The 26,143-nt window shown below is 48.5% G+C and carries 28 protein-coding genes; 13 read left to right on the forward strand and 15 right to left on the reverse strand.

Annotated features, from left to right (window positions below; genetic code table 11):
* Positions 1-75: 75 nt before the first annotated feature.
* From AC5SLM_RS12070 to rfaD, 15 genes are read right to left on the reverse strand one after another with little or no spacing between them, the layout of a single operon-like run.
* Positions 76-906, reverse strand: coding sequence for a glycosyltransferase (locus AC5SLM_RS12070; protein ID WP_495251215.1), 831 nt, complete (start codon positions 904-906; stop codon positions 76-78).
* The gene (rfbB, locus tag AC5SLM_RS12075; RefSeq protein WP_495251216.1) at positions 907-1,926 is read right to left on the reverse strand and encodes a dTDP-glucose 4,6-dehydratase; all 1,020 of its coding nucleotides are present in this window, start codon (positions 1,924-1,926) and stop codon (positions 907-909) included.
* Positions 1,926-2,795, reverse strand: a complete 870-nt coding sequence (rfbD, locus tag AC5SLM_RS12080; protein ID WP_495251217.1) for a dTDP-4-dehydrorhamnose reductase — start codon at positions 2,793-2,795, stop codon at positions 1,926-1,928. Before rfbD ends, rfbB begins: the two co-directional genes overlap by 1 nt.
* On the reverse strand, positions 2,788-3,363 hold the full coding sequence (gene rfbC, locus AC5SLM_RS12085) for a dTDP-4-dehydrorhamnose 3,5-epimerase (protein WP_495251218.1): 576 nt from the start codon (positions 3,361-3,363) through the stop codon (positions 2,788-2,790). The genes rfbD and rfbC overlap by 8 nt, the downstream gene beginning before the upstream one ends.
* A 1-nt stretch (position 3,364) precedes the next feature.
* A complete protein-coding gene (gene rfbA / locus AC5SLM_RS12090) occupies positions 3,365-4,255 on the reverse strand; it encodes a glucose-1-phosphate thymidylyltransferase RfbA (RefSeq protein ID WP_495251219.1) in 891 nt (296 codons plus the stop codon).
* Positions 4,252-5,037 carry a glycosyltransferase family 32 protein gene (locus AC5SLM_RS12095; RefSeq protein WP_495251220.1) on the reverse strand — a complete coding sequence of 262 codons (786 nt, stop codon included), beginning with the start codon at positions 5,035-5,037 and terminating at the stop codon, positions 4,252-4,254. The genes rfbA and AC5SLM_RS12095 overlap by 4 nt, the downstream gene beginning before the upstream one ends.
* Before the next feature lie 9 nt (positions 5,038-5,046).
* Positions 5,047-5,982, reverse strand: coding sequence for a glycosyltransferase family 9 protein (locus AC5SLM_RS12100; protein ID WP_495251221.1), 936 nt, complete (start codon positions 5,980-5,982; stop codon positions 5,047-5,049).
* Positions 5,979-7,013, reverse strand: coding sequence for a hypothetical protein (locus AC5SLM_RS12105; protein WP_495251222.1), 1,035 nt, complete (start codon positions 7,011-7,013; stop codon positions 5,979-5,981). Before AC5SLM_RS12105 ends, AC5SLM_RS12100 begins: the two co-directional genes overlap by 4 nt.
* Positions 7,010-7,930, reverse strand: a complete 921-nt coding sequence (locus AC5SLM_RS12110) for a glycosyltransferase family 9 protein (protein ID WP_495251223.1) — start codon at positions 7,928-7,930, stop codon at positions 7,010-7,012. Before AC5SLM_RS12110 ends, AC5SLM_RS12105 begins: the two co-directional genes overlap by 4 nt.
* A complete protein-coding gene (locus tag AC5SLM_RS12115; RefSeq protein WP_495251224.1) occupies positions 7,927-8,685 on the reverse strand; it encodes a glycosyltransferase family 2 protein in 759 nt (252 codons plus the stop codon). The genes AC5SLM_RS12110 and AC5SLM_RS12115 overlap by 4 nt, the downstream gene beginning before the upstream one ends.
* Positions 8,678-9,403: a polysaccharide deacetylase family protein gene (locus AC5SLM_RS12120; RefSeq protein WP_495251225.1), complete on the reverse strand. Its 726-nt coding sequence runs from the start codon at positions 9,401-9,403 to the stop codon at positions 8,678-8,680. Before AC5SLM_RS12120 ends, AC5SLM_RS12115 begins: the two co-directional genes overlap by 8 nt.
* Complete coding sequence (locus tag AC5SLM_RS12125) at positions 9,393-10,145, reverse strand: lipopolysaccharide kinase InaA family protein (RefSeq protein WP_495251226.1); 753 nt, start codon at positions 10,143-10,145, stop codon at positions 9,393-9,395. Before AC5SLM_RS12125 ends, AC5SLM_RS12120 begins: the two co-directional genes overlap by 11 nt.
* A gap of 1 nt (position 10,146) precedes the next feature.
* The gene (gmhA, locus tag AC5SLM_RS12130; protein WP_495251227.1) at positions 10,147-10,722 is read right to left on the reverse strand and encodes a D-sedoheptulose 7-phosphate isomerase; all 576 of its coding nucleotides are present in this window, start codon (positions 10,720-10,722) and stop codon (positions 10,147-10,149) included.
* Positions 10,719-12,134: a D-glycero-beta-D-manno-heptose-7-phosphate kinase gene (rfaE1, locus tag AC5SLM_RS12135; protein ID WP_495251228.1), complete on the reverse strand. Its 1,416-nt coding sequence runs from the start codon at positions 12,132-12,134 to the stop codon at positions 10,719-10,721. Before rfaE1 ends, gmhA begins: the two co-directional genes overlap by 4 nt.
* Positions 12,127-13,125, reverse strand: a complete 999-nt coding sequence (gene rfaD / locus AC5SLM_RS12140; protein ID WP_495251229.1) for an ADP-glyceromanno-heptose 6-epimerase — start codon at positions 13,123-13,125, stop codon at positions 12,127-12,129. Before rfaD ends, rfaE1 begins: the two co-directional genes overlap by 8 nt.
* A 150-nt stretch (positions 13,126-13,275) precedes the next feature.
* Here rfaD and AC5SLM_RS12145 point away from each other — a divergent pair, with 150 nt between their 5' ends.
* From AC5SLM_RS12145 to AC5SLM_RS12205, 13 genes are all read left to right on the forward strand, one after another.
* Positions 13,276-15,009 carry an ABC transporter ATP-binding protein gene (locus AC5SLM_RS12145; RefSeq protein WP_495251230.1) on the forward strand — a complete coding sequence of 578 codons (1,734 nt, stop codon included), beginning with the start codon at positions 13,276-13,278 and terminating at the stop codon, positions 15,007-15,009.
* The gene (locus tag AC5SLM_RS12150; protein ID WP_495251231.1) at positions 14,996-15,769 is read left to right on the forward strand and encodes a BUD32 family EKC/KEOPS complex subunit; all 774 of its coding nucleotides are present in this window, start codon (positions 14,996-14,998) and stop codon (positions 15,767-15,769) included. The genes AC5SLM_RS12145 and AC5SLM_RS12150 overlap by 14 nt, the downstream gene beginning before the upstream one ends.
* Positions 15,766-16,557 carry a 3'-5' exonuclease gene (locus AC5SLM_RS12155; protein ID WP_495251232.1) on the forward strand — a complete coding sequence of 264 codons (792 nt, stop codon included), beginning with the start codon at positions 15,766-15,768 and terminating at the stop codon, positions 16,555-16,557. Before AC5SLM_RS12150 ends, AC5SLM_RS12155 begins: the two co-directional genes overlap by 4 nt.
* Before the next feature lie 9 nt (positions 16,558-16,566).
* Positions 16,567-17,619, forward strand: coding sequence for an NAD-dependent epimerase (locus AC5SLM_RS12160; RefSeq protein WP_495251233.1), 1,053 nt, complete (start codon positions 16,567-16,569; stop codon positions 17,617-17,619).
* The gene (locus AC5SLM_RS12165) at positions 17,616-18,431 is read left to right on the forward strand and encodes a DNA ligase (protein WP_495251234.1); all 816 of its coding nucleotides are present in this window, start codon (positions 17,616-17,618) and stop codon (positions 18,429-18,431) included. The genes AC5SLM_RS12160 and AC5SLM_RS12165 overlap by 4 nt, the downstream gene beginning before the upstream one ends.
* Positions 18,431-19,429, forward strand: a complete 999-nt coding sequence (gene galE / locus AC5SLM_RS12170; protein ID WP_495251235.1) for a UDP-glucose 4-epimerase GalE — start codon at positions 18,431-18,433, stop codon at positions 19,427-19,429. Before AC5SLM_RS12165 ends, galE begins: the two co-directional genes overlap by 1 nt.
* Positions 19,419-20,744, forward strand: a complete 1,326-nt coding sequence (locus AC5SLM_RS12175; RefSeq protein ID WP_495251236.1) for a UDP-glucose dehydrogenase family protein — start codon at positions 19,419-19,421, stop codon at positions 20,742-20,744. Before galE ends, AC5SLM_RS12175 begins: the two co-directional genes overlap by 11 nt.
* Complete coding sequence (locus tag AC5SLM_RS12180; protein WP_495251237.1) at positions 20,741-22,879, forward strand: STT3 domain-containing protein; 2,139 nt, start codon at positions 20,741-20,743, stop codon at positions 22,877-22,879. Before AC5SLM_RS12175 ends, AC5SLM_RS12180 begins: the two co-directional genes overlap by 4 nt.
* A gap of 8 nt (positions 22,880-22,887) precedes the next feature.
* Positions 22,888-24,252 (forward strand): phosphomannomutase/phosphoglucomutase, encoded by a 1,365-nt coding sequence (locus tag AC5SLM_RS12185; RefSeq protein WP_495251238.1) that lies wholly within the window; start codon positions 22,888-22,890, stop codon positions 24,250-24,252.
* Entirely contained in the window at positions 24,246-25,034 is a 789-nt protein-coding gene (gene cysQ, locus AC5SLM_RS12190) for a 3'(2'),5'-bisphosphate nucleotidase CysQ (RefSeq protein WP_495251239.1), read from the forward strand. The genes AC5SLM_RS12185 and cysQ overlap by 7 nt, the downstream gene beginning before the upstream one ends.
* A gap of 160 nt (positions 25,035-25,194) precedes the next feature.
* Positions 25,195-25,449 carry a prevent-host-death protein gene (locus AC5SLM_RS12195; protein WP_495251240.1) on the forward strand — a complete coding sequence of 85 codons (255 nt, stop codon included), beginning with the start codon at positions 25,195-25,197 and terminating at the stop codon, positions 25,447-25,449.
* Positions 25,439-25,714 (forward strand): type II toxin-antitoxin system RelE/ParE family toxin, encoded by a 276-nt coding sequence (locus tag AC5SLM_RS12200; RefSeq protein ID WP_495251241.1) that lies wholly within the window; start codon positions 25,439-25,441, stop codon positions 25,712-25,714. The genes AC5SLM_RS12195 and AC5SLM_RS12200 overlap by 11 nt, the downstream gene beginning before the upstream one ends.
* 128 nt (positions 25,715-25,842) lie before the next feature.
* Positions 25,843-26,085, forward strand: coding sequence for a ComEA family DNA-binding protein (locus AC5SLM_RS12205; RefSeq protein WP_495251242.1), 243 nt, complete (start codon positions 25,843-25,845; stop codon positions 26,083-26,085).
* The last annotated feature ends 58 nt before the right edge of the window (positions 26,086-26,143 follow it).

Here is a 26,143-nt window from a genome sequence, read left to right on the forward strand (position 1 = left end):
GCCAATTTTTATCAAAATCTTCATAATATTCTAGTAATTTTTCAAAATAATATTTATCTTTTAGTTTTAAATTTTTCATTGTTTGCATATACCATTACTGCAAAAAAATTTGTTTAGCTTGAAATTTGCCATTAAAATTTCATCATTAATTTTCATAATGTCACTGTTGAACCGTTTTTTGTGGTACAAATGAATTAAATTTGCGTTAAATTTACAAGAAACCAGTTCGATGCCAAGTCCACGAAAACGCCAACCTAGGTCAATGTCTTCGCCAACAGAAGGATTTTTATATGTTTCATCAAAACCATTAATCGTCAAAATATCATCTTTAAAAGCCGACCAATTGCACCCGATTATGTATCTGACCCTTCTTTTTAAAAATTTTGCCAAATATGACTTGCAATGAATGTGAAATATATCTTCTAAATGTCTTGTTTTATCTGCTATTAGCTGCGGAAGAAATAAAATATAATTTTTAGTCAAATAATCACTTTTGAGTTTTCTTTCATAGATTTTTTTTGTTATTTTTGGACCAAGTTCAACTCTTTTTCCACAAAGCACAATTCCTTGTTTTGCTTGAAGTAGATGATTCTCTATAAAATCATCAAAAGGCACACAGTCCCCATCGATGAAAATGAGATACTCGTGGGCAGAAGCGAGGATAGCGCGGTTGAGGGCAATATTTTTCCTCCACCCTAAATCCTCTTGAGAAAGATGAAGCATCTTGAGTGTTGGGTAAGTTCTTTGCGCTTGCTCTACAAAATCTTTCATCTGGGGTGCATTGCCATCTTCGGAGATGATAACTTCATCTGGGGTGCGTGTTTGACGAGCTAGACTTTGAAAAATCAAATCCAAACTTTGGGTATCTTTGTAAACAGAGATGATGATGGAGCATTTGGGTGTCATTTACTTAACCCTTGTTGCGTAGTGTTTGAGGTACCATTCAATAGTCTTCTCCACTCCACTCTCAAAATCCTCATCCGCCTTCCAACCAAGCTCATTTTCAATCTTGGTGGCGTCAATAGCATAGCGTCTGTCGTGTCCTGCGCGGTCTTCGACAAAGGTGATGAGCTCTTTGTAGCTTTTTTCTCTAGGAGCTTTTTCATCCAAGAGCGTACAAATTCTATCAACAATCTGCAAATTCGTTCGCTCATTTCTTCCGCCGATGTTATAGGTCTCTCCTGCCCTGCCTTTATGGAAAGCCAAGTCGATGCCCTTGCAATGATCCAGCACATAAAGCCAATCTCTGACGTTTTTACCGTCTCCGTAAATGGGGATGGGGTTTCTTTCTAGGGCATTACGGATAATGGTGGGGATGAGTTTTTCATCGTGCTGTTTGGGGCCGTAGTTGTTGGAACAGTTGGTAATGACCGTGTTGAGTCCATAGGTGTGGTGGTAGCTACGCACTATCATGTCGCTTGAAGCCTTGCTGGCACTATAGGGGGAGTTTGGCGCGTAAGGAGTGGATTCGGTGAAAAGGCCTGTTTCGCCTAGTGTTCCATACACTTCATCGGTAGAGATGTGATGAAAGCGTGCATGTTCAAAACCTGCTTTACATGTAAAGGGTTTTTCCATCCAAAACTTGTAGGCTACATCCAGCAGAGTAAAGGTGCCGTTGACATTAGTTTCGATGAACACGCCAGGGTTTTTGATGGAGTTGTCCACATGAGACTCAGCGGCAAAGTGGATGACCCCTTCGATGGTGTAGGTTTCAAAAAGGTGTTGCACTAAAGAGCGTGAAGTGATGTCACCTTCTACAAAGACATGGCGGGGGTGGTTGGCGACCTCTTTGAGATTGTCTATGGTGCCCGCATAGGTAAGGGCATCAAGGCTGATGAGTTTATAATCAGGGTGGGTGTCTAAGAAGTAAGGCACAAAGTTGGAACCGATAAAACCGGCGGTGCCGGTGAGGAGGAGGTGTTTCATTAGCGTCTTTCTCCGAGTTTGGTTAAACAAGCATCTAAACTGTCTTTCCAGTAGGGGATGTCGATGCCAAAGTCGCACTTGAGGGCATTTTTGTTTAACACGGAATAGTGCGGTCGCTTGGCAGGGGTGGGGTAGTCTTCTGTTGCAATGGGGTGAATCTTACAGGGGAGTTTTGCCATGCGCATAATCTCTTTGGCAAAATCGAACCAGCTTACCACGCCTTCGTTGGCATAGTGGTAAATACGGGGTGATGGGGTTTGAATATGGGGAATGATGTCTAGTGTTGCTTTAGCTAAATCTTTGGCGCAAGTGGGCGCGCCCACTTGGTCACACACCACACCAAGACTTTCCCGTTCCTTGCCAAGGCGCAACATGGTTTTGACAAAATTGTTGCCAAAGGATGAATAAACCCATGAGGTGCGAAGAATGATGCTGTTTTTTAGTTCCGCTTCTAGCAAAGCCTTTTCTCCTGCTTGCTTGGTTTGGCCATAGGCCGTTTGAGGGTTTGGCGCATCTTGGGGCGTGTAGGGCTTGTAATGCTTTCCATCAAAGACGTAGTCGGTCGAGACGTGGATTAGGCTTATATTTAATGCTTTACATGTAAGGGCAAGATTGCGTACGCCTTGGTGGTTAATAGCATCGGCTTTTTCTGGTTCGCTTTCGGCCTTATCTACGGCGGTGTAGGCGGCACAATTGATGATGTGGGTTATTTCATGGGCCTTACATGTAGAAGTGATGGCCTCTTGGTTTGTGATGTCTAAATCTTCTTTACATGTAAAGAGAAAATCATAGTGGGAATACTCGCCATGCAGGGCTTTGATTTCACTTCCTAGCTGTCCATTAGCTCCTGTGACGAGAATCTTAGCCATAATAATGGACTCCATATTGAAAGAGTGAAACATTGTTTTTAAAACGAGGCTGCTGGGTGTCTTTGGACGAGAGAATGAGGCTTTCTTTGGGAAGGCGCCAATCAATCTTTAAATCACCATCGTCATAGGCAATGCCACGGTCATGCTCTGGAGCGTAATAGTTATCTACCTTGTAGGCAAAGATAGTGTCATCCTCTAGCACCACAAACCCGTGGGCGAAGCCACGGGGGACGAACAGTTGGTGTTTGTTTTGCGCACTTAATTGTACGGCTACATGCTTTCCAAAAGTGGGGCTGCCTTGGCGAATATCTAGGGCAACATCAAGCACACTTCCTTGAATAACCCGTACTAGTTTGGTTTGGGCAAAAGGAGGAAGCTGATAATGAAGACCGCGAAGAACGCTCTTGCTTGACTTGCTTTCGTTGTCTTGGCAAAAAGAGAGGCTATGCCCTAGGAACGCTTCTAGTTTGTCTTGTCTGTAGGTTTCAACAAAATAACCCCGATGATCACCGTGAATGCGGGGTTTGATGAGGATGACATCAGGGATAGCGGTGCGTACAAATTCCATATTAGCGTGTCCTTCGCGGATGGTTGGCGCGTTCAAGGAGGTATTGGCCGTATTGGTTTTTGCACAAAGGCTCTGCAAGGACGAGGAGTTGTTCTTTAGAGATATAGCCCATCTCATAGGCTATCTCTTCAATACAAGCCACCTTTAACGCTTGACGGTTTTCGATGGTTTGGATGAATTGGCTTGCTTCCAAAAGGCTCTCGTGGGTGCCTGTGTCTAGCCATGCGTAACCGCGCCCCATGAGTTCGACCTTTAGGCGTTGCTCGCCTAGATACATTTCATTAAGCGTGGTGATCTCTAGTTCTCCGCGCGCACTTGGCCGTACTTCTTTGGCTTTTTTAACCACATCGTTAGGGTAAAAATAGAGTCCGACCACGGCGTAATTTGATTTTGGCTCTTTGGGTTTTTCCTCGATGGAAACCACATTTCCCTTGGTGTCAAAGGCGGCAACCCCGTAGCGCTCTGGGTCTTTGACGTAGTAGCCAAAAACAGTCGCTTTTTTTTCTTGCTCAACATTTTTAACACTTTGGGCCAAAAGATGGGTGAGACCATGACCGTAGAAAATATTATCCCCCAAAACTAAACATGCATCATCGCCATCTAAAAATGCCTCACCTAAGATAAACGCTTGGGCGAGGCCATCGGGACTGGGCTGGGCCACATAAGAAAACGCCATCCCAATAGTGGAGCCATCTCCCAAAAGCTCCTCAAAGCGCGGAAGGTCGTGGGGCGTGGAGATGATGAGCACCTCTTTAATGCCTGCTAGCATCAACACAGAAAGCGGATAATAAATCATCGGTTTGTCATAGATGGGGACGAGTTGTTTACTGACGCCTTTGGTGATGGGGTAGAGTCTCGTACCACTGCCGCCCGCTAGGATGATGCCTTTCATTTTAAATCCCCTTGTTTTAAAAGTTCCTCTTGCTTTTTGTATGTCCATTTGCCTCTTGGCTTGTCGATGTATTGGAAGTACTCGTTGGTAAAACTGCCCTGAATACAGGTTATTTTAGTGTGGCGATGGTTTACTGCGGCATTGCCTATGGCCTTATTGAGGGCGTTTGGGCCCGTGAGGTTATACACACCTCCACTGACATCTTTTCTCTCTATATTTTCTACGATAATCTCTAGTGTTTTTGCAAGGTGTGGATTGTTGGGTGCAGTGGCGATGAAATAATTACTATAACGATGTTTTGTCATAAGAATAATCTCTTTATCATCGGGTTGGATAATCTTTGACAAAGGCCACACGACGTGAGCATCGATATCCATGTATACGCCGCCAGTGTGATTGAGCACAAAAAGACGCCAAAAATCAGCTTGAGCTGCCCCATCGGCGAGTTGTTCAAAGGCATCAATATACCTTTGTGGGGCATTTTTTTTGATAAATTCAAGTCGCTCTTCGGTACTTACATAGCGGTATTCAAAATCGTAGCCCATGAGACGGTTAAAGAGGTAATTAACATACACAGGAAGGCTAACGCAGTTAGTATAATTGGTCTGCCAGATGATTTTAGGGATGCTGCTTGTCTCCTTTGAAGCAAGCAAAGGTTTAGCATGCAAAGGAATAGTGAAGCGCTTTTTTGGAAAAAGAGTATGAAAGGGATAGGCGAGGGTTTTTACCACGGTCCCTAGGAATTTTTCCAAACGGTTTGCGACAATGATCCAAAACGACATACTTCCCCTTTATGCTAAAAGTGCCATTTTATCTAAAACATCCTTAGCCTTCACTCCCCTCATGCACCCATGGTGCCCCAGTGGACACACTCGCTTCATGCAAGGTTGGCAAGGCAGGTTTAACTTAACGATGCGCTCATTAGGGTTGTGCCAGCCGTGGGTTTCGGTGTTGATGGTGGGGCCAAAGATGGCGACGGTGTTTACCTTGTAGGCTGCGCTTACATGTAAAGGGCCGCTGTCGTTGGTGATAAACCACTCTAGCCCGCCGATATAGGCGCACAGTTGCGCAATGGTGGTCTTTCCTGCGAGGTTTTGGACGTTGGTGACCTTGGCTTCATGGAGCAGGGTTTCAATCTCTCCTGCGATGTCCTCTTCGTTTGGGCCCCCAAAAATAACGATGTCGTGGGTGTGGCTAAGAGCGATGGCTACTTTGGCAAATTCCTCAGGGTACCAGCGCTTGGCACTTCCGTAGGTCGCGCCGGGATTGAGTCCTAGGGTGGGGCGCGCAAAGGTGTGGGGCGCAAAGGGCAAGACCAAATCCCCAAGGGGCAATTCCACACCTAAAACATGGGCAGCAAAGTCGTTGTAACGCTTGACTTGGTGCATGCTTTCTTTGTTAAGGCGGCGGTAGCGCGCTTTGCGTTTTGCCCGAATGCACCACAGTAAAAAGCGTGTGCTCCACTGCCTGCGAAAGGAGATAGCTAGGTCAAATTTCCCCAAGGCTTTGGCGGTGTAGTAGAGCCACTTCCAGCGGTTAGCGCTTTTTTTGCTCTCATCCACCACCACAGCGCTCACGCTAGGGTGCGCTTTGTACACTTCCGTGGCAACTTTTGAGCCAAAGACTACTACTTCCGCACCCTTAAAATGAGCCATGACATTTTCCACCGCCACGCTTGCCATGATAGTATCCCCTAGCCACACGGGCACTTCGATAAAGAGTCTCATGGGTTGCTTTCAAGAAGTTTTTTAAACGCGTAAAATCCTGGCATTTTCCGTATTCCTTCGCGGTTGTCCACCAGTCCGTAGCCCGGAGCGATGAGCTGGTGCCAAAAGAGTTTGCGCACCTTGCCGCTGTCTTTGGCGGTGGTGATGTACGCCTCTAGGTGACGGGCGTAGGTGGCCTCATCCACACACTCTTTTTCGCTGGTGGGGGCGTAAGGTGCGGTGTTGGAGAGAGGCCAATTGACCTCGGTGATGTAAAGGTCATCGCTACTTTTGGGGCTAAGTTTCGCAAGGGCATACAAAAAGGCGATTTTTGCTTTCGTGTCAAAACCCAACTGTTTGTTGTGGGGTGCGCCCCGACGGTCCACGTACAAGAGTGCCGTGTGCGCGTCAAAGCGGGTGTTAAACCCATGAAAGAGGGCCCGCGCGGTGTAGTGGTATTCAAAGTCGATGACGGAGGGCCCAATGAGTTTAAGGTGGGGGAAGTGGGTGTCGCGCACCTCTTGGACACATGCAAAAAACCGCAAATATTCGCCCACGCTAAAAAAACCCCATTTGGCGCGGTTGATGGCATTGCCCACTTGAAACTCCTTTGCAAAAGGGGAGAGCGCTTCAAAAACCCGCTTTACATGTAAAGCGGCGAGGGAGGGGTTTTCGATGTGTTCGCGGTCTTGAAGCACGCACACCGTAAAGGTTTTATCTGCTCCAAAGCTTTTGATAAACGCCACGTAGTCGTCCAGACGCTCCATTTCCCACAGGGGAAAACGGCAAAGCAACTGTTTCACGCCCAATTCTTCCACAAGCGCCACTTGTTCCTCGCCTTTGTCAAGGTTGACGCACAACCCAAGTTCAAAGGGTTTTTTGGGTTTGAAAAAAGGCATGGCGCACAGGGCAAGCGGCAAGACAAAGAGTGCTGTGCCAAAGGTTTTAAGATGCTCTTTCCACTGGGCACGGCGCATGGTGTTTTTGTAGGCTTTGTCTTTTAAGACTGCGGGCTGGTCCGAGTAGGCATCCCAAAAAAATGGGGGTTTCATGCAAGGGCCTCTTGGAGTGCTACCTCAATGGGCGCAAGCGAGTAGTCTGCTTCTAGCATGAAATTGTGCTGTTTGCGGGGGTCGTTAACGGGCGCCCAGCGTTTGCTAGAAGCAAAGGTGGAGCTTCCAAAAAAGGAGAGGGTGGGTATGTTCACCGCGCCTGCTAGGTGCATGGGGCCGGTGGAAGTGCTCACAAACAGCGCACAGGTGCTTAAAAAGCGGCAAAACTCTTCCAAGGTGTCAAAACGTGGCAACACTGTGGCGGGAAAATCCAACAGCTTTTCCACTTCTTCTTTTAAGGCAGCATCGTCTGGTCCAAAGGTAAAAAAAACTTTTGTGTTGGGTAGTGTGCTAGCAAGGCGGGCAAGGTGCATATATTCAAGAAGAGGCAAATTTCCATCGGTGCTACCTCCGCTTCCTGGGTGAAAGACCACCTTTTTTTCCTGCGGATTGGCGGGGGCTTCGTAGGTTAGGAGTGGGAGAGAAAAGGTTGGGTTGAAATCAGGAAAAAGCCCCATGCCAAGCTCAAGGTTGTATTGCCATTCGGTCATCGCCACATGGCTACGGCGCTGGGTAATGCGGCGGTTGAAAAAAAACTGCGCTAGCTTGGTGGCTGGGGCAATGCGCACGCCGATATTGCTTAGAAAAAGTAGCCATCCTAGGCGCGTGGTGATAAAACAGCTAATGGAGGCGTTAAATTTTTCACGGCGCAAGGTGCGCACGAGAGACCAAAACCCTTTTTTTTCATACACGATTACTCCATCCACCCACGGAAGCGTGCGCGCAAACTGGGCGTTGATGGGCGCTACAAGCAAGGTGATGTGGGTAGCGGGATACTGGGTTTTGATGGCTTTAGCCAAAGGCAAAGCAGTGATAAAATCACCGATTTTATCGTGTCTAGTGATGAGAAGCTTCACTGAAATCCTGCCTCTTTGTTGGCCTCATAAAGCTTCATGTATTTAAAAAAGTTGGTGACCATGTGCGAAAAAGCGATGACAAGCCCCGCCCAGCCATCCAAAAAGCCGCGCTTTAGCACATAGGTGCGCACGAAAGAGTAGAGTCCGTTGAAAAACGCCTTGGCGGGGCTGGATTTTTTCTTGCCGACATTGTTGGCGGCGTATAGGGAAGAGTAGCGGTCGGCCTTGATGATGAAGTCGCTGAGGCTATGGTAGCTGTAATGCAAAATGTGGCCGTGCTCGAAAAGCCTTACATGTAAACCCTCATCCTTTAGGTTTTCATGAACAAAATTGTCATTAAAACACGTTACGGTTTTGTTGTAAAGGCGGCGGATTTTTTGGTTATTCCAGCCGCAATGGCGAATCTCACGCTCTTTGTAAAAGGCGCGAAAACGGATGAGGTAGAGGGTGTTGTGTTCAAGAGAGGCCGTTTTTAGGGCGCAAGAAAGAGATTCATCTACCACTTCGTCCGCGTCTAGGATGAGTACCCAGTCGTGGCGCGTGTGTGCTGCTGCAGCATTTTTGGTGGGCCCAAAGCCTAGAAACTCTCCTTCAAAAACCCGCACATTGGCAAAACTGGAAGCGATAGCAACACTCCCATCGGTAGAGCCATTGTCGTACACCACCACATCATCAAAATCTTTCAAACTTTCCAAGGAGCGCTTGAAGGTGTGGGCTCCGTTTTTGACAATCATCGCCACAGAAACCTTAGCCACGGGACATTCCTTTCATCCAGCCTTTGAAGCGGTATTGTAAAAGGCGCAGCCATGCGAACAGTGCGTCTGGTGCCTTGAGGTTATCCCCATCCACGCGGTAATTTACCCCATGGATGCCTGAAAAATCCTTGTGAATAGCGTTACCGATGCGAAAAACATAAGGATAGTGGGCTTTGGCTTGGGCGACAAGTGCGGGAGAGTGCTTGCCGTAGGGAAAAACAAAGCTCTCTATGGAAGTGTTAAGGCGCTCTTCAAGGAGGCGTTTGGAGCCTAGAAGTTCTTGGTCAAGGTCAACGCCAGCTTCCAGAAGGTTGGTGTGGGTGTGGCCGTGGGAAGCGATGCGCACAAGACCGCTTTGCAGCATGGTTTTTAACTCTTCTACACTGCAAAATGTCCCTTTTTCCCAGTTGGCAAAGAGCTCATCATGCTTGTAGCCCATGCGTTCTTTGGGTGAAAGGGCGCAGGTTTCAAGCAGATAAGCACTCGGCACGGCAAGGAGGGCTTTGAGGTTGTAGCGTTGCAGCAGAGGAAAAATCAAAAAATAAAAATCACTGTACCCATCATCAAAGGTCAAGCACACGCTGGGTTTTTCTAAAGACTCCCCCGGAAAAACCGATGTGAAATGCTTGGATACGTAAGCAAGATGCTGTTCGAGCATCGCCAGAGGGTTGCTACACGCATCGCTGTTGGCGTGGTGGTACATGATATTAATCAACAACCGTTACTCCTCGCAAACGTTTCTTGAAGTTGATTTTAGCTTTTAGGCGATGGGAGGCGGCAAGGGCGGTAGCGCATGCTTGTGTTGGGTCAAGCCCAGCCAAGGTCGCATAATGGGAAATAATAGTTTTTAAGTCCGCGTCTTTTGCCCAAAGTTTTGAAAAATTGGCCAGTTTTTGGGAGGTACTTAAAGGGGAAAAGCCCATGCGGTTGATGTCTACCACGCACATTTTCAGTCCCTCGCGGCGAATGAGCACATTGCCAGGAGAGAGGTCTTTGTGGGTGATGTGGTGCGTGTGCAAGGTGTGCACAAGATGGGCGAAAGCTTTAAAAATGGCCTCTTTGTCTGGAAAATTCTCTTCTAAGAGCGGTTCTCTAATGGTAAAGTCATACGTCCACTCTTGGGCGATAAAATAACTCTCTTTGAGGATTTTCCCTTCATAAAACTCCACATATCCGATGGGTTGGGGTGTGCAGATGCCTTTTTCTTGTAAAAAAAGCCCATTGAGATAGGAAGTTTTGGCCTTGCTGTTTTTCCAAAAGCTATAAACCCATTTTTGCACGCCTTTGGGTACTTTAAAAGACTTTACCACCAGTGCTTCACCCTTTACATGTAAGGTTTTTAGCTCATTGCGCGCACGGTGAATGGTGGTGTTGCTTTGGGCAAATTCTTTTTCAATGTTTTTACAAAACTCTTCCAAGTGGGCGTAAGCGGGCGAGAGTTCAAAACGGCAGGTGCGCATGTTAGTCTTTGGGCGCGTAGGCGTCATCGACCGCTTGGCACAAGATGTGTCCGATGAGGGCGTGCATCTCTTGGATGCGAGGGGTGTTGCTGGAGGGGACGATGAGGTTTACATCGCACAAGGCGGCCATTTTGCCCCCGTCTCTACCGCTAAAACCAATGTTTTTACACCCCAGACTTTTGCCTTTTTCAAAGGCGCGCAAGACATTAGGGCTGTTGCCGCTAGTGGAGATGCCCACGAGCACGTCGCCCGCGCGTCCAAGGGCTTCGACTTGGCGGGAAAAAATAACCTCAAACCCGTAGTCATTGCCAATGGCAGTAAGGGCGGACGTGTCGGTAGTAAGCGCAATACCTGCAAGTCCACCGCGCTCTATCTTGTAACGCCCACTGAGTTCCGCGGCCCAGTGTTGCGCGTCTGCTGCGCTCCCTCCGTTGCCAAAAAAGAGGACTTTATTGCCTTGTTTTAAGGCCTCCACCATCAGTGTCGCGGCTTCTTCGATGGCGCTTGGGAGGGTTTGCATCGTAGCTTCTAGGACGGCTTGGTGGTCGGCCATTTCCTGTGCAATCATCGTTTTCATTGTTGTGCCTTTTTAAGTATCTGCGTTGTGCTGCGCCCTTCTAAAAACTCCACAAGGCGCACTTCTTTGACAAGGTCGCTTCCCACCACCTCTTTGCCCTCATAATCCGCCCCTTTGACCAAAATATCAGGTAAAAGTTCTTGGATGAGCTGGTAAGGTGTGTCTTCGTCAAACACCACCACATAGTCCACCGAACTTAGTCCTGAGAGTACAAAAGCGCGGTCGTCTTGGGGGTTGATGGGACGTTTTTCCCCTTTAAGGCGTTTGACGGATGCGTCCGAGTTGAGCCCCACCACAAGTACGCTTCCAAAGCTTTTAGCTTTTTCCAAGTAGCGCACGTGGCCTGCGTGAAGGATGTCAAAGCACCCGTTGGTGAAGACAACCGACCCTTCTTTGTAGGCACTTAAGAGCGGTTTGAGCGCTTGGGCGGTGAGGATTTTTTCAGGGAGTGAAGGGAGGGTTAAAGAGCGTTCATACTGGATGATTTCTTCTAGCGTTGTGGTTGCGCTTCCTAGTTTTCCTACCACTACGGCTGCGGCAGAAGTGGCAAACAGTGCCGCCTCTTTGATGTTCATGTTGCATGCCAGAGCGAAACCAAGGCTAGCAAGCACCGTGTCGCCTGCCCCTGTGACATCGTACACTTCGCGGGCAACGGTGGGGATTTTTTCTACCGTGTCGCCAAAAATGGCCATCCCATCCTCAGAGAGGGTGATGATGGCGTAGGTTAAGTCAAGGTCATTTTTAAGCTTCATGCCCGCACTCAAAAGCGACGCGTCATCGGTGATGCTGATGTTGGTGGCCAAAGAAGCTTCGGCGCGGTTGGGGGTGATGAGGGTAGCGCCGTGGTATTTGCTGTAGTCTTTGCCTTTGGGGTCTACAAGGCAAGGGATGCCCTGCGCGTTTGAGAGGGTGATGAGGCGCTGGGTGAGAGTGGGAGTCAAAACACCCTTGCCATAGTCTGAGAGCAACAGCGCGTCCACCGAGCCCAAAAGAGCTTGCACGTGGGCTAAAAGCGCTTCTTCGCTTTGGGAAGTGATGGGCTCTTTGGATTCTGCGTCAAAGCGCACCACTTGCTGATGGCTTGCCATGACGCGGCTTTTTTTGCTGGTTTTTCGCCCAACTTGGCGCACGAGGCTTTGGTGGCCGATGCTTAAGGTGCGCAGTTTTTCTACTAACGCATTGCCGTTTTCGTCGTTGCCAATGACGCTGGCCACATGCACTTTGGCCCCAAGACTAGCAAGATTGGAAAGCACATTACCCGCCCCACCAAGGACAGTGGTTTCGTTTTTGATGTCCACCACTTGCACGGGTGCTTCGGGAGAGATGCGCTCGCACGCCCCCCAGAGGTAATGGTCTAGCATCAAATCTCCCACCACCAAAAGGGTTGGGGTGCGTCCGTGGAGTCTATGCACCTTTGACCTCCGTTTCAAACAACCGTTTGATGTGGGGGACATAGGCGCGGATGCCTTCTTCTAGGGTGAAACGAGGCGCATAGCCTAAGTCTTTACATGTAAGGGAAATATCGGCCTCGGTGTGGGTTTGGTAGGCGCTGTAGGGGTTTTGGAAATAGTCTGTGCCCAGATTCGTGCCTAGTTCTTGTTGCAAAATATCAGCGATGTCTTGAAAGCTGCGAGGCTTGCCCGTGCCCACATTGTACACCCCGCTCTTGCCTGCGGTAGCAGCAAGGATATTAGCCTGAATAACATCGTCTACGTAGATAAAATCCCGCACGATAGCATCTGAGCCGTAAAAAAGACGCGGGGCCTTACCGCTAAGGATTTGATGGCCCAGTTGCACCACCATGGAGGCGGTTTTTTGCTTGTAAAATTCCCGTGGCCCATAAACGTTAAAATAGCGCAGTCCCACGATGGTTGAGTCGGTTTTAGCAGCCCAAAGACGGGCGAGGTTGTCCATGGCAAGCTTACTAAAACCATAGACATTTTCAGGGGCCTCATAGCCTACTGTTTGGGGACTTGGGGCATTGCCGTAGGTGGCAGCCGAAGAGGCGTAGACCATGACGGCGTTTTTGCGCAAGGTGAGGCCAAGGAGGTCTTCAAAGGCGTTGACGTTGGTTTGCATCATGATGCCCTGATCCATCACGGTGGTATCGGAAATGGCGGCTTGGTGAAAGATAAAGTCGATGTCTAGGGAGTCTAGGAGACCTAAATCTTTAGTGATGTCCCCTTGAAGGATTTTGCCTTTGAAGCCAAGGAGGTTTTTAAAATGGCCAAAGCTTTTGAGGTTGCCGTTGCTAAAGCGCTCTTCGTTGCGAAAGGTGTCAAAGACAATCACCGTCGCCTTGGGGTGGTGTTCTTGAAAATAAAAAGCAAGGTTACTGCCGATAAACCCAGCCCCTCCAGTGATGAGGATGGTTTTGTTTTCAAATGTTTGGGTGGTGGGCACGAAAAGTCCTTTGGTGTTTATTAGGGGGAGATTATAACAATGGGGGACTTTAAGGAACGTAAAAGTATCCGTAAAGTTAAGTGCCATTTTAGTATATTTTTATTAACTGCACAGCAACGACAAAGTACAATGCCCTAAACAGTTCAAAGGATGGGTGTGAAAGACATTCGGATGGTGCTTCGTCGGCTAGTTCTCCCTTATTTTAAAGGGTATATCCCCTATTTTTTATTGGCCATTTTGGGCATGGTGCTCTCAGCCATCGGCGCCTCCTCTTCTGCCTACCTCGTTAAGCCTGTGTTGGATGAGATTTTTGTTAAAAAAGACATCGATTTGCTCTACTTATTGCCTTACGCCATCATCGGGGTGTACCTCCTAAAAGGCGGCGGGAAGTACATTCAGGTGTACTACTCGGCACTCATTGGCCAAGACATTATCCGCAAGGTGCGCGATAAACTGCTTGAAACCATGTTGCATTTAGACATCGTTTTTTTTCACCGGTTGCGTTCGGGAGAGCTCATTAGCCGTAACGTCAACGATGTGGAGCGCATTCGCAGTATTGTCTCGACCCTTATTCCTGAGATGGGTCGGCAGGGGCTTACGGCCCTTGGGCTTTTTGGGGTGGTGATTTACCAAAGTCCAAAACTCTCCTTTTTTGCGCTCATCATCATTCCGCTCATCATCATTCCCTTGCGCCTCATTGCCAAAAAACTCAAAAAACTCTCCCACCATTCTCAGGAAAAAACTTCCGACATTACCTCTAAACTTTCAGAGATTTTCACCAATATTGAGATTATCAAGGCCCACGCAGCCGAAAAACACGAACACCAGATTTTTGCCAAAGAAAACATGCAGTTTTTTAAGCTCAACATGAAGTCGGTCAAAACCTCTGAACTCTCAGGCCCCTTGATGGAAGTGGCGGGAGCCATTGGGGTAGCAACGGTCATCATGATAGGCGGACGCGAGGTCATCGAAGGACAAATGACCGTAGGGAGTTTCTTTTCCTTTTTGACGGCACTTTTTATGCTTTATACGCCTATTCGTCGCATTTCGGATTTGTACAACGCAGTGCAAGATGCCATCGCGGCCAGTGAGCGGATTTTGTATATTTTTGACCAAAAGCCAGCCATTGTTTCTGAAAAAAACCTCCCCATGCCCCCTGTGCAAACCTTGCGTTTTGAAGAGGTGGTGTTGCACTATGGGGACAAAACGGCCCTCAATGGCGTGAGTTTTGAGGTAAAAAAGGGTGAAAAATTGGCCCTTGTGGGGGATAGTGGAGGGGGAAAAAGCTCTATTGTAAACCTCATTGTGCGCTTTTTTGACCCCAGTTTTGGTGGGATTTACTTAGACAAAACCCCGCTGCGTGATGTGGGGTTGGAGCAGTTGCGCGGCGGGGTTTCTATCGTCACCCAGCGGGTTTACATTTTTAACGACACCATCGCTGCTAATGTGGCCTATGGCAAAGAGATTGATTTGGCGCATGTTGAGGCGTGTTTGCGCCAAGCCAACGCACTGGATTTTGTGGAAGAGATGGGTGGCGTGGAAGTGGTTTTGGATGAGCATGGCACCAACCTCTCTGGCGGACAACGCCAGCGCATCGCTATTGCAAGGGCGCTGTATGTGGACCCACAGATTTTGATTTTTGATGAAGCTACTAGTGCGCTAGATTCCAAAAGTGAGCAAAAAATCACCGAAGCCATTGAAGCGGTGAGTAAAGACCGCATCACTATCATCATCGCCCACCGCCTTAGTACTATTAAACAAGCCGATAAAATCGCCGTGTTGCGCCGTGGAAAGATTGTAGACATGGGCAATGAGGCCTATTTGCTAGAACACTCCAAAGAATACCGCCGTCTTGCAGGAAAACTGGCCCATGACGCCGATTGAACAAGCCGCAAAGGAAGCCTTGGTTGCAAACCCTACGTGGGGTGTTTTAAGTTTGATGCATGAGCAAAAGAAGTACTGGGTAAAGCGTGCGCGTAAAACGGGCTCAAGGGCTGTTCATCATTTGGCTTATGGCCTGTGTAAACACCCTTTGCTTGTGCCATCTCTCTCTCAAGGCCCCTCCCAAGCCCTTACGCATGAGGCAGAAAAGCTTGTCCGTTTGGCACAAAAAGAGGTAAACGTGCCACACGTGGTCGCCCAGTGCAGTGATTTTTTTATCCTAGAAGACCAAGGCCCAAGCGTGCTTAACGCCATAAGAAACCATGAAATCACCGATGTCTCAGGACTTTTGGAGAAGGTGATTGAAGTGTTGGTAGCCTTACATGTAAAGGGAGAATTCCACGGTGGGGCACAGATTAAAAACTTTACATGTAAAGAGGATAAGGTTTTTGCATTGGACTTTGAAGAGGCTTTTGACGCGTCTATCTCTTTGGCAGATTTGCATTTTCGTGACCTGTTTTTATTTCTGTTTTCTCTTTCAAAACACGGGGTTGAAGCGGATTATGCGAAGCTGATACACTCTTATGAGGCGCGTACCAAAAACGGCATGGCGAAGCGCATAAAAACCCTAGCCCAAAGTTTTGGAGTGTTGACATGGCTGGCCCATACGTCACTGATGCAAAAGGTGCTAGACCAAGACTCCAAAAGTGCCTTTAGGTTGCTGCGTATTCTGAGCGCTTTGGAATTTGAGGAGGAAGCATGATTTGTATCTTTGACTGCGAAACCATTCCTGATAGCGCGTTGTTGTGCCGTATTTATGGCCTTGAGGGGAGCGATGAGGTGGTGGCGAGAGAAGCTGTAGAGGCCCAAGAGGCCAAAACGGGCAGTGGGTTTTTGCCTATCGTTTTTCATAAAGTCGTGGCGATTTCGGCGGTAATCACCGATGATTTTGGGATGTTTTTGCGGGTTAATAGCATGGAAGGTGACACGGAAGAAGCCTTGCTTAAAGCCTTTTTGCAGTTTATTGACCGCCACAATCCCAAGCTCGTGAGCTTTAACGGACGCAGTTTTGACATGCCCATGCTCATGGTGCGTGCCCTTGCGTACAATCTCTCCTGCCCTGCGTACTTTGACACCGAGAGCAAAGAGCACAATAAAAACAAATGGGAACATTACCGCGCGCGCTTTAGCGACCGTTTTCATGTGGATTTAATGGACCACATCAGTGACTTTGGGGCCGCGCGGGGGCTCAAACTTGACCACGTGTGCGCCATGGCAGGGATGCCAGGCAAGTACGACGTCAGCGGAGACCAAGTGATGGGGCTCTACTATGCAGGGGAATTGGAAAAAATCAAAACCTACTGCGAAAGCGATGTGCTCAATACGTATTGGCTCTATTTAAAATACGAACTGCTCAGAGGAAACCTTACATGTAAGGATTATGCCCTTGCCCTTGAAACCATGGGCGCAAAACTTGCCAAAGACAAAGAGTACACCCCTGTGTTTCAAGAAGCCATCGCTAAAGCGCTTGAGAAAGTAGCAACACATTAAAGGAAAAACATGCGCATTTTAGTTACAGGTACCGCGGGCTTCATCGGTTTTCATTTGGCAAACCGACTTCTTGCTAGAGGGGATGAGGTGGTCGGGCTTGATTCTGTTAATGATTACTACGATGTGCGGGTCAAATACGGTCGCTTAAAAGAGGCAGGCATTGACCAAGAAGCTATCACACCAAACACCCTCACCCAAAGCACCAAACACGCCAACTACCGTTTCATTCAAGCAAACCTCGAAGACAAAGAAACCTTGCAAGCCCTTTTTGCCACCGAAAAATTTGATGCCGTCTGTAACCTTGCTGCCCAAGCGGGCGTGCGCTATTCGCTCACCAATCCCGACGCGTACATGACCAGCAACATCATCGGGTTTTTAAACATCCTAGAATGCTGTCGCCATCACGGCGTGAACAACCTCTCCTACGCCTCCAGCAGTTCGGTGTACGGACTCAATGAAAGCCTTCCTTTTTCCACCAAAGACAACGTCGACCACCCCATCAGCCTCTACGCAGCGAGCAAAAAATCCAACGAACTCATGGCACACACCTACAGCCATCTTTTTGGCATCGCGACCACGGGGCTTCGGTTTTTCACGGTCTATGGCCCGTGGGGACGACCTGATATGGCGCTCTTTTTGTTTGTCAAAGCGGCACTTGAGGGTAAGCCCATCGACGTGTTTAACCACGGCAACATGCAGCGGGATTTTACGTATGTGGATGATATTGTTGAGGGCGTAGTGCGGGTCATCGACAACCCACCTTCGCCTAATCCCACATGGAACCACCAAGACCCCTCACGCTCTTTTGCTCCCTATAAAATCTACAACATCGGCAACAATGCGCCCGTGAAATTGATGGATTTTATCGAAGCTATTGAGCGAAAGCTTGGCAAGCCTATCCAGAAAAACCTCATGCCTTTGCAACCAGGCGACGTGCCTGCCACCTATGCGGACGTGAGCGATTTGGTGGAGGATTTGAACTACCAACCCGCCATGCCCATCCAAGAAGGTATTGACCGTTTTGTGGAGTGGTACGCGCAATTTTTTGGAGTGAAGTTGTGAGAATTTGGGCGTTACTGCTTTTTCTCTCCCTTTCCCTTTGGGCGCAAAAACCCGTCCTCATGCTTCTTGAAACTTACCGTGACCATAACGTTTCAGGGTGGCTCATGAGCGAAAAACTCGATGGCGTGCGGGCTTATTGGGATGGGACGGCGCTCTATTCACGCAACGGCAACCTTTTTGCCGCACCCGCGTGGTTTACCGAAGATTTTCCACCTTTTGCCCTTGATGGTGAACTGTGGAGTGGGCGCGGGGCGTTTGAAGAGATTGCCTCTATCACGGCGCAACTTACACCCCACGAGGGGTGGAGAAAGCTTGCTTTTCATGTGTTTGACGTGCCAGACGGGCAGGGTGGATTGGCACAACGTTTGAGTGTTTTGGAAGATTACCTCAAACGCATTCCCACGCCTTTTGTTCGTGTGATTCCCCAGCATGTGTGTGAAGATACCTCCTCTTTGGAAGGTTTTTTAGCCTCCGTGGAAGACCAAGGGGGCGAGGGCGTGGTGGTGCGCGACCCTAATGTCGGGTATTTAACCAGTCGTTCACCCTTGGCCCTGAAGGTCAAGCGCTACGAAGACGCCGAGTGCGAAGTAGTGGCACACCATGAAGGCAAAGGGAAGCTTGAAGGCTTGCTAGGTGCCTTTACATGTAAAGATGAAAACGGCACACAGTTTCGCATTGGCTCAGGTCTTAAAAATGCCGACCGCCGCACACCACCTCCTCTTGGCGCTACAGTAACATACAAGTTCTATGGCACCACAAATTCAGGATTGCCACGCTTTCCTGTGTTCTTACATGTAAGGAGTGAGCGCTAATGGCTATCTTACTCACCGGCGGTGCGGGTTACATTGGTTCCCATGTGCTCAAACAGTTGTTGGAGAAAACCGAGGAAAACGTCGTCGTGGTGGACAATCTCTCCACTGGCAACCAAGCGTGCATCGATACGCTTTTGGAGATTCGGGATTTTCATTTTGCCAAGATTGACCTTGAAAACCTTGAAATGCTCGAAATGCTCATCGAACGTTTTGGAGTCACGGACGTGCTGCATTTTGCCGCGTCTATCGTGGTGCCAGAATCAGTTCAAAACCCTCTAAAATACTACAAAAACAACACCGCCAAAACCACGGGGCTCATCGAACTGTGTGTAAACTTTGGGGTCAAACGCTTTGTCTTTTCCTCAACTGCAGCGGTATATGGGGAGCCTGCGACAAACCCTGTTGATGAGACCGTTTTGCTTGCGCCTATTAATCCCTATGGTAGAAGCAAGCTCATGAGTGAAACAGTACTGAGGGATGCTTCGAATGCTCATCCTGCATTCAAGCATGTGATTTTACGTTATTTTAATGTGGCTGGAGTAGCGGGAGACGGAAGCATTGGTCAGTCTTTTCCTGATGCAACCCATCTTATTAAAGTCGCGGCACAAACAGTCCTTGGTGCGCGCGATGCGTTGGCGGTGTTTGGAACGGACTACCCCACGAAAGATGGCACGTGCGAGCGCGATTATATCCACGTGGAAGATTTGGCAGATGCTCATTTAAAGGCGCTTGAATACCTCAAAACGCACCCGAGCGACACTTTTAACGTGGGGTACGGACATGGCTTTAGCGTGCGCGAAGTGGTGGAAGCCATGAAGCGCGTGAGTGGGGTAGATTTTCAGGTCAAAGGAGCCCCAAGGCGCGAGGGTGACCCCGCAGTACTGGTGGCCAACAACACAAAAATCAAAACGCGCATGGGGTGGAAGCCTCAATACGACGACTTGGAGCACATTTGCAAAACAGCATTAGCATGGGAGAAAAAAATACATGAAAATTAGTGTCATCGGAACAGGGTATGTAGGATTGGTAACGGGAACATGCTTCGCCCAAATGGGCAACGCTGTGACGTGCGTGGATGTGGATGAGGCTAAAATCGCCAAGCTTAAAGAGGGCATTATCCCCATCTACGAACCCGGACTCGAAGAGATGGTGAAGCAAAACGCCCAAAAAGGTTCTTTGGTGTTTTCAACCCGCTTACCTGAATCCTTGCAGGGCGCACAGGCGGTTTTCATCGCCGTGGGAACACCCATGGGCGAGGATGGTAGTGCGGATTTACGCTACGTGTTGGCTGTTGCTCAGGGCATTGGCGAACACATGGAGCACCCTTTGGTGGTCGTGACCAAGTCCACGGTGCCGGTGGGAACAGCCGACAAAGTGCGCCAACGCATCGCCGAGGCGCTAGATAAACGCGGTCTTGCTGTGCCTTTTTATGTGGCCTCTAATCCCGAATTTTTAAAAGAGGGTGCTGCTATTAAAGACTTCATGAAGCCCGACCGCGTGGTGGTGGGCACAGACGCGCCTGAAGCCCTGGAAGTGCTTAAAGAACTCTACACCCCTTTTATGTTGCACCACGACAGGTTTATTGCCATGGACATCAAAAGTGCCGAGATGACCAAATACGCCGCCAACGCCATGCTAGCCACAAAAATCAGCTTCATGAACGAAATAGCCAACATTTGTGAGCGCGTGGGAGCGGACGTGAACCAAGTGCGCAATGGCATCGGTTCAGACAGTCGCATCGGGTACAGTTTTATCTATCCAGGGTGCGGGTACGGCGGGAGCTGTTTCCCCAAAGACGTGCAAGCGCTGGTAAAAACCGCCAAAGATTACGGCTACACGCCGCGCATTTTGGAGTCCGTCGAAGCGGTGAATGCGGACCAAAAAACCCTTTTGGTGCAAAAAATCGTTGCCCGTTTTGGGGAAGATTTGCACGGGCTGACCTTTGCGCTGTGGGGCCTTGCCTTTAAACCCGAAACCGACGACATGCGTGAAGCCGCTTCGTTGACGCTTATTCGTTTGCTAGGTGAGCGCGGGGCAAAAGTGGTGGCGTATGATCCCAAAGCCATGGAAGAAGCCCAAAAACACTACCTCAAAGAGGCCTTACATGTACACTATGTCAAGAGCAAATACGACGCCCTTGATGGTGCGGACGCATTGGTACTCGTGACCGAATGGCAAGAGTTTCGAAGCCCTGATTTTGTCGAGATGAAACAACGCCTCAAAAATCCTATTTTCTTTGACGGACGCAATCAGTTTACCAAAAGTAAAATGCAAAAATACGGGTTTGAATACCACCAAATAGGCGCGCTATGAGCCGTTTAAACGCGCTTCCGCTATGGGTGTTCATCGCCCTTGCGTTTGCCTTTAGTATCGCGGTGCGCCTCATTTGGGTGTACCAATTTAATGGCATAGAAAGCGTGTACCACAACGGTATGTTTATGATTAATACCAACGACGGCTACTATTTTGCCGAGGGTGCGCGGGATTTATTGCGCGGGGAGGCGGGTATTTTTTCTCCTACTCACACCGCGCTTGCTCAACTTACCGCTCTTTTTGCCTTTGTATTGCCTTTTTCCTTTGAAACTATTATTTTCTATATGCCCGCCGTGCTTGGCTCCTTGGTGGTGGTGCCCATCTTGTTGCTAGGAAACCATCTCAATGAACGAGGCGCTGCGTTTATTGGGGCATTGGTGGCAAGTATTGGGGTGAGTTACTACAACCGCACGATGGCGGGCTACTACGACACAGACATGCTCAACATCGTGTTTCCCATGCTTTTGGTATGGTCGCTGGCCCTTGCCCTGCAAACCAAGGAAGCCAAATATCTGCTCATCACAGGCCTTGAAATGGTGGCCTACCGGTGGTGGTACCCGCAAAGCTACTCCCTTGAATTTGCTTTTTTTGGATTGGTTTTGCTGTATGTGCTTGTATATGAGCGCAAAAACACCTACAACTACCAACTCCTTGCCATGATGCTCATCGCCATGATGGGCTTGCCTGATGTGGTTCGCTTGGTTGGCGTATTTGTGCTTTTTGGACTCCAGCGTGTTGAAACCTTAAAACGGCACTCTGTGACCCTACTTGGCGTGGTGCTTGTGCTGTTTTTTGCCACGGGCGGGCTTGGTCCTGTTTGGAAGCAACTGCAAGGGTATGTGTTTCGCGCTAGCACTGCAAGTTATGAAGATGAAATCATTTTGCATTTTTTTAGTGTCATGCAAACGGTGCGCGAGGCAGGGCATATCCCCTTTGAAACCTTTGCAGTGCGCATTAGCGGGCATGTAGCGACCTTTGTCGTGTCGCTTCTTGGGTACCTGCTTTTGGTGCGCAAACATCTCGTGATGCTCCTTGGTCTTCCCCTGCTTGGTCTTGGATTTTTGGCCTATGTGGGCGGGCTTCGCTTTACAATTTACGCCGTTCCTATCGCTGCTTTGGGCCTTGGGTATGGGATTGTGTGGTGCAAAGAGTGGTTTGCGACGCGCTTTGCCAAAGAGCGCAGTGTGGCGTTAATGGGCGGGGCGTTGGTAGTCGTGGCAACACTTGGGGCGCTATACCCTAACATTACACATGTTATTAATTACCGTGTACCTACAGTCATGAACGCGAGCGAAGTGGCGCAACTTGAAACCCTTGGAGAGAGTGCGGGCGAGGAAGCTTACGTGGTTTCATGGTGGGATTATGGATACCCACTCCGTTACTATGGCAAAATGCGCACTTTAATTGATGGGGGGAAGCACTCTGGGGCGGTGAATTTTCCTGTGAGTTTTATGCTTCACGCTGACCAAGAAAGCGCTTCTTCTATGGCGCGCCTGGAGGTCGAATATACCCAAATGCGTTACGACATCGGCCAAGACAACCGCACCAAGCCCAAAGACGACCGTGTGCTTTTGCCCCGTTCAAACCTCGCGTGGATGATGAGCGAGTACGGCTACGAAGACGCTAATGCGTTTTTGGACGATTTGCCCCATGTGGCACTGCCGCCTAAAAACCATGAGGTTTACATGTACTTGCCCTATCGTATGATGCCCATTATGCAAACTGTTGCCCAATTTAGCGCCCTAGATGTGATGAGCGGTACTTCCAAGCGCCCGCCTTTGTTTTTTATGACATCGCGTTTTCAAGATACCAAAGAGGCGCTGCACCTTGGTGGAGGCGTTAAGCTTGATAAAGTGCGCGGCATCATGCACCTTGGAGATCAGCAAGTGCCTTTAAAGCGTTTCATACAAACCCGTTACGAAGCGGGCGCGTTGGCTTATGAGGCTCAAAATCTACACCCAGATGGTGCGCTCACGCTCATTTTCATGGAGCCGTACCAGACGTTTTTACTGGTGGATGAGCCCATGTTTGCTTCTACTTTTGTGCAACTTTTTGTGTTAGAAAACCCAGACCAAAGATTTTTTACACCTGTTTCGCTCACGCCGTGGGCAAAGATTTATAAACTTAACCGTTGAGGAAACCCATGCAACACATTTTTAGAGAATACGACATTCGTGGCATTTACGAAAAAGATTTAAACGAACACAGCATTAAAACCATCGGTTTTTTGTTGGGCAAACGCATTGCTAAGGTTGGCAACACCGTAGCCATAGGGTACGATGCAAGGCTGCATTCTCCTACCATTGCAGGGTGGCTTACCAGTGGCCTCAACCACGCAGGGCTTGAGGTGTTAAACATGGGGCTTGTACCCACGCCGTGTAACTATTTTGGCGGTTTTTTTGACCATGAGCACAAAGCAGACGCGACAGTGATGGTGACAGGTTCGCACAATCCCCCCGAATACAACGGCCTCAAAATCACCCTAAACCAAGCCCCGTTTTTTGGCGCAGACATCACCGCCCTTGGGCAAGAAGTGATGGCGTTTTCACAACACATTCCTGATAACCTTACATGTAAAACCGTAGATACCCTTGCGTTATACACGGATTTTTTAGTCAAAGCGTTTGCGCACTTAAAGGGCATGAAAACGCGCATTGCTATTGATTGTGGCAACGGAGCCGCGGGCGTGGTGGTGCCAAAACTGTGCGAAGCGTTGGAGCTAAACACCACCATTCTTTACGCCCAGCCCGATGGCACCTTTCCTAATCACCACCCTGACCCCAGCGAAGAAGAAAACCTGCACGATGTCAAAGCTTTGCTTAAAACGCAAAACGGCGACATCGCTTTTGCTTTTGATGGAGATGCCGACCGTTTGGCGGTGCTCACTCAAACCAACAACTTCAAGGGCGACCAGTTGGCACTTTTGTACGCCAAGCTTCTTAAAAATCCCAAAATCTTGGGCGAGGTGAAATGCTCTCAAGTGATGTATGACGAAGTGGCTAAGATTGGCACGGCGTACATGTACAAAACAGGCCACAGCAACATCAAAGTCAAAATGAAAGAGCTTGGCATCGACATTGCCGCAGAAGTGAGCGGACATATCTTTTTTGCTGACCGCTATTTTGGGTACGACGATGCGATTTACGCGATGCTACGTACATTAGAGTTGCTTTACAAAGGCCTAGATTTGGACGCGGAACTGGCCAAACTTCCCACAATGTTTACCACCGAAGAGCTTAAAATCCCCACGACCGAAGAAACCAAGTTTGAAACCATCGTGAAGCTCAAAACCTTTTTGGAAACCCCGCCGAGTGATTTTCCTGCCATTAAAGAAATCATCACCGTGGATGGCGTGCGGGTGGTGTTTGAAGAAGGCTGGGGGCTCGTGCGCGCGTCCAATACTACGCCCGTGCTTGTGGCGCGTTTTGAGGCAAAGACCCACGCATTGATGCGCACCTATCAAAAAGCCCTAGAAGAGGCACTCAGGGGATGCAGCCCTTTATGTTAGAAGCAGTTGTGGGCATTGCCAAGGCAGCAGGTGCGGAAGTCTTGAAGGTGTACGGGCGCAAAGTTGCGGTTACGTACAAAGCGGACAATTCGCCCCTCACTGAAGCAGACTTATTGGCCAATGCCCTCATTTGTGACGCCCTAAATGCCCGTTTTCCCCACATTCCCATCCTCTCCGAAGAGACCAAGGCCGCGCCTTATGAGGAGCGACAAGGGTGGAGAGAATACTGGTGCGTGGACCCCATCGATGGAACAAAAGAGTTCATCAAAAAAACGGGCGATTTTACGGTAAATATCGCCCTCATTCGTCACGGCGTGCCCGTGCTTGGGGTGGTGCAAGCCCCTGTTTGGGACGTGCTTTATGGGGCGCAAGAGGGAAAAGGCGCGTTTAAAGAGACCGCACAAGGGCGCGAAGCCTTACATGTAACGCCTTTTGACACGCGCCATTGCATCGTGGTAGCGAGTAAATCGCACCTTTCTTCCAAGACTAAGCGTTTCATCGCCACACTCAAAACAGAAGTGGCAGAAGTGCAAATGCAACAAAGGGGAAGTTCGCTAAAACTCTGCCTCATCGCCGAGGGCAAAGCCCACCTTTACCCGCGCATCGCTCCCACTATGGAATGGGACACCGCCGCGGGTCATGCCATCTTAAAAGAAGCGGGTGGCGAGATTTACATGTACAACCCCGAACGCACTCCTTCGCACTACTACTTGCGCCAAGGCGTTACGCCCCTAATCTACAACAAGCCCTCGCTCTATAACCCTAGTTTTATCGCTGTGTAGGCGTTGGCAGAAAGTAGCAAACCCGTCTATATTTTTCTATGTCTAAGCGCTTTTAGCGGCTACTTCGTTGGTCAAAGGTAACAACTACGCTACTTTATTTTGGTTCTTTTAAACCTCTTTGGAGTAAAATACTATTAAAAGTACTATTGGAGGTACTATTATGATAATCACAGCAAATGAAGTCAAAGTGAACGGCGTGTCCATGTTTGAAAAAATGCTTCAAAAGACCGACGAACTTATTGTCAATGTTCGGGGAAAAAACAAATACGTGATTCTTGATATAGAAAGGTACAAGGCCTTTAGGGAGCACGAGTTAGACATTGCGCATATGAAGGCAATGCAAGATGTCAAGGAGGGAAGATACAAAATCCAAACAGCTTCAGAACACGTGAAAGAGTTGATGGATGCGCTATAAGATCATCCGAACGGATGAGTATTTTAAAAAGCTAAAAAAGTTTATCAAAAAACACCCCGACGTGCTAAGTCGCTATGTAAAAACCATAGAATTACTTGAATTAGACCCCTATCGCCCTTCGCTAAGACTACACAAATTAAAAGGAAAATTAGGGGTTTACTATAGTGTTTCTATTACTATGCAATATAGAATAGTCATAGATTTTATTCTCAATGAGAAAGAAATAATCCCCATAGATATTGGCGTGCATGATGAGGTTTACTAGCAAGCAACCTCAGTGTGATTCTGAACAAAAACAGTAAGGCTTTCTCTCTTTTTTATTTTTAAATACGTTTAAGCAACATAAAATAATACTTTATGTTATTATTCCCTATCTTACCAAAAGGAGAAATGATGCTACGAAGTATCATGTTGTTTTTGTTTTTAGCAGTTGCCCTGTGGGCCAAGGTGAATCTCAACACTGCGACTGCGGAAGAGTTAGCTACCCTTAAAGGCATCGGTGACAAAAAAGCCACAGCCATCATCACCTACCGCGAAGCCAACGGCGGGTTTAAAACCATCGAAGAACTCGCCAATGTCAAAGGCATCGGCGAGAAAACCCTAGATTCTTTAAAAGAGTCTATCGAAGTGAAGTAGCTCAAAAAGGCCCAAGCTTTTGGGCCTTGCCTTTCTGTGTTTAAAGTGTGCTAAAATC

Source organism: Sulfurospirillum sp. HTRB-L1 (assembly GCF_059415125.1).

Bases quoted from the DNA above. Each gene is read 5' to 3' on its own strand.
- AC5SLM_RS12070 (WP_495251215.1), bottom strand. From the start codon at position 906: ATGACACCCAAATGCTCCATCATCATCTCTGTTTACAAAGATACCCAA.
- rfbB (WP_495251216.1), bottom strand. From the start codon at position 1,926: ATGAAACACCTCCTCCTCACCGGCACCGCCGGTTTTATCGGTTCCAAC.
- rfbD (WP_495251217.1), bottom strand. From the start codon at position 2,795: ATGGCTAAGATTCTCGTCACAGGAGCTAATGGACAGCTAGGAAGTGAA.
- rfbC (WP_495251218.1), bottom strand. From the start codon at position 3,363: ATGGAATTTGTACGCACCGCTATCCCTGATGTCATCCTCATCAAACCC.
- rfbA (WP_495251219.1), bottom strand. From the start codon at position 4,255: ATGAAAGGCATCATCCTAGCGGGCGGCAGTGGTACGAGACTCTACCCC.
- AC5SLM_RS12095 (WP_495251220.1), bottom strand. From the start codon at position 5,037: ATGTCGTTTTGGATCATTGTCGCAAACCGTTTGGAAAAATTCCTAGGG.
- AC5SLM_RS12100 (WP_495251221.1), bottom strand. From the start codon at position 5,982: ATGAGACTCTTTATCGAAGTGCCCGTGTGGCTAGGGGATACTATCATG.
- AC5SLM_RS12105 (WP_495251222.1), bottom strand. From the start codon at position 7,013: ATGAAACCCCCATTTTTTTGGGATGCCTACTCGGACCAGCCCGCAGTC.
- AC5SLM_RS12125 (WP_495251226.1), bottom strand. From the start codon at position 10,145: ATGCGCACCTGCCGTTTTGAACTCTCGCCCGCTTACGCCCACTTGGAA.
- gmhA (WP_495251227.1), bottom strand. From the start codon at position 10,722: ATGAAAACGATGATTGCACAGGAAATGGCCGACCACCAAGCCGTCCTA.
- AC5SLM_RS12145 (WP_495251230.1), top strand. From the start codon at position 13,276: ATGGGTGTGAAAGACATTCGGATGGTGCTTCGTCGGCTAGTTCTCCCT.
- AC5SLM_RS12150 (WP_495251231.1), top strand. From the start codon at position 14,996: ATGACGCCGATTGAACAAGCCGCAAAGGAAGCCTTGGTTGCAAACCCT.
- AC5SLM_RS12155 (WP_495251232.1), top strand. From the start codon at position 15,766: ATGATTTGTATCTTTGACTGCGAAACCATTCCTGATAGCGCGTTGTTG.
- AC5SLM_RS12160 (WP_495251233.1), top strand. From the start codon at position 16,567: ATGCGCATTTTAGTTACAGGTACCGCGGGCTTCATCGGTTTTCATTTG.
- galE (WP_495251235.1), top strand. From the start codon at position 18,431: ATGGCTATCTTACTCACCGGCGGTGCGGGTTACATTGGTTCCCATGTG.
- AC5SLM_RS12175 (WP_495251236.1), top strand. From the start codon at position 19,419: ATGAAAATTAGTGTCATCGGAACAGGGTATGTAGGATTGGTAACGGGA.
- AC5SLM_RS12180 (WP_495251237.1), top strand. From the start codon at position 20,741: ATGAGCCGTTTAAACGCGCTTCCGCTATGGGTGTTCATCGCCCTTGCG.
- AC5SLM_RS12185 (WP_495251238.1), top strand. From the start codon at position 22,888: ATGCAACACATTTTTAGAGAATACGACATTCGTGGCATTTACGAAAAA.
- cysQ (WP_495251239.1), top strand. From the start codon at position 24,246: ATGTTAGAAGCAGTTGTGGGCATTGCCAAGGCAGCAGGTGCGGAAGTC.
- AC5SLM_RS12195 (WP_495251240.1), top strand. From the start codon at position 25,195: ATGATAATCACAGCAAATGAAGTCAAAGTGAACGGCGTGTCCATGTTT.
- AC5SLM_RS12200 (WP_495251241.1), top strand. From the start codon at position 25,439: ATGCGCTATAAGATCATCCGAACGGATGAGTATTTTAAAAAGCTAAAA.
- AC5SLM_RS12205 (WP_495251242.1), top strand. From the start codon at position 25,843: ATGCTACGAAGTATCATGTTGTTTTTGTTTTTAGCAGTTGCCCTGTGG.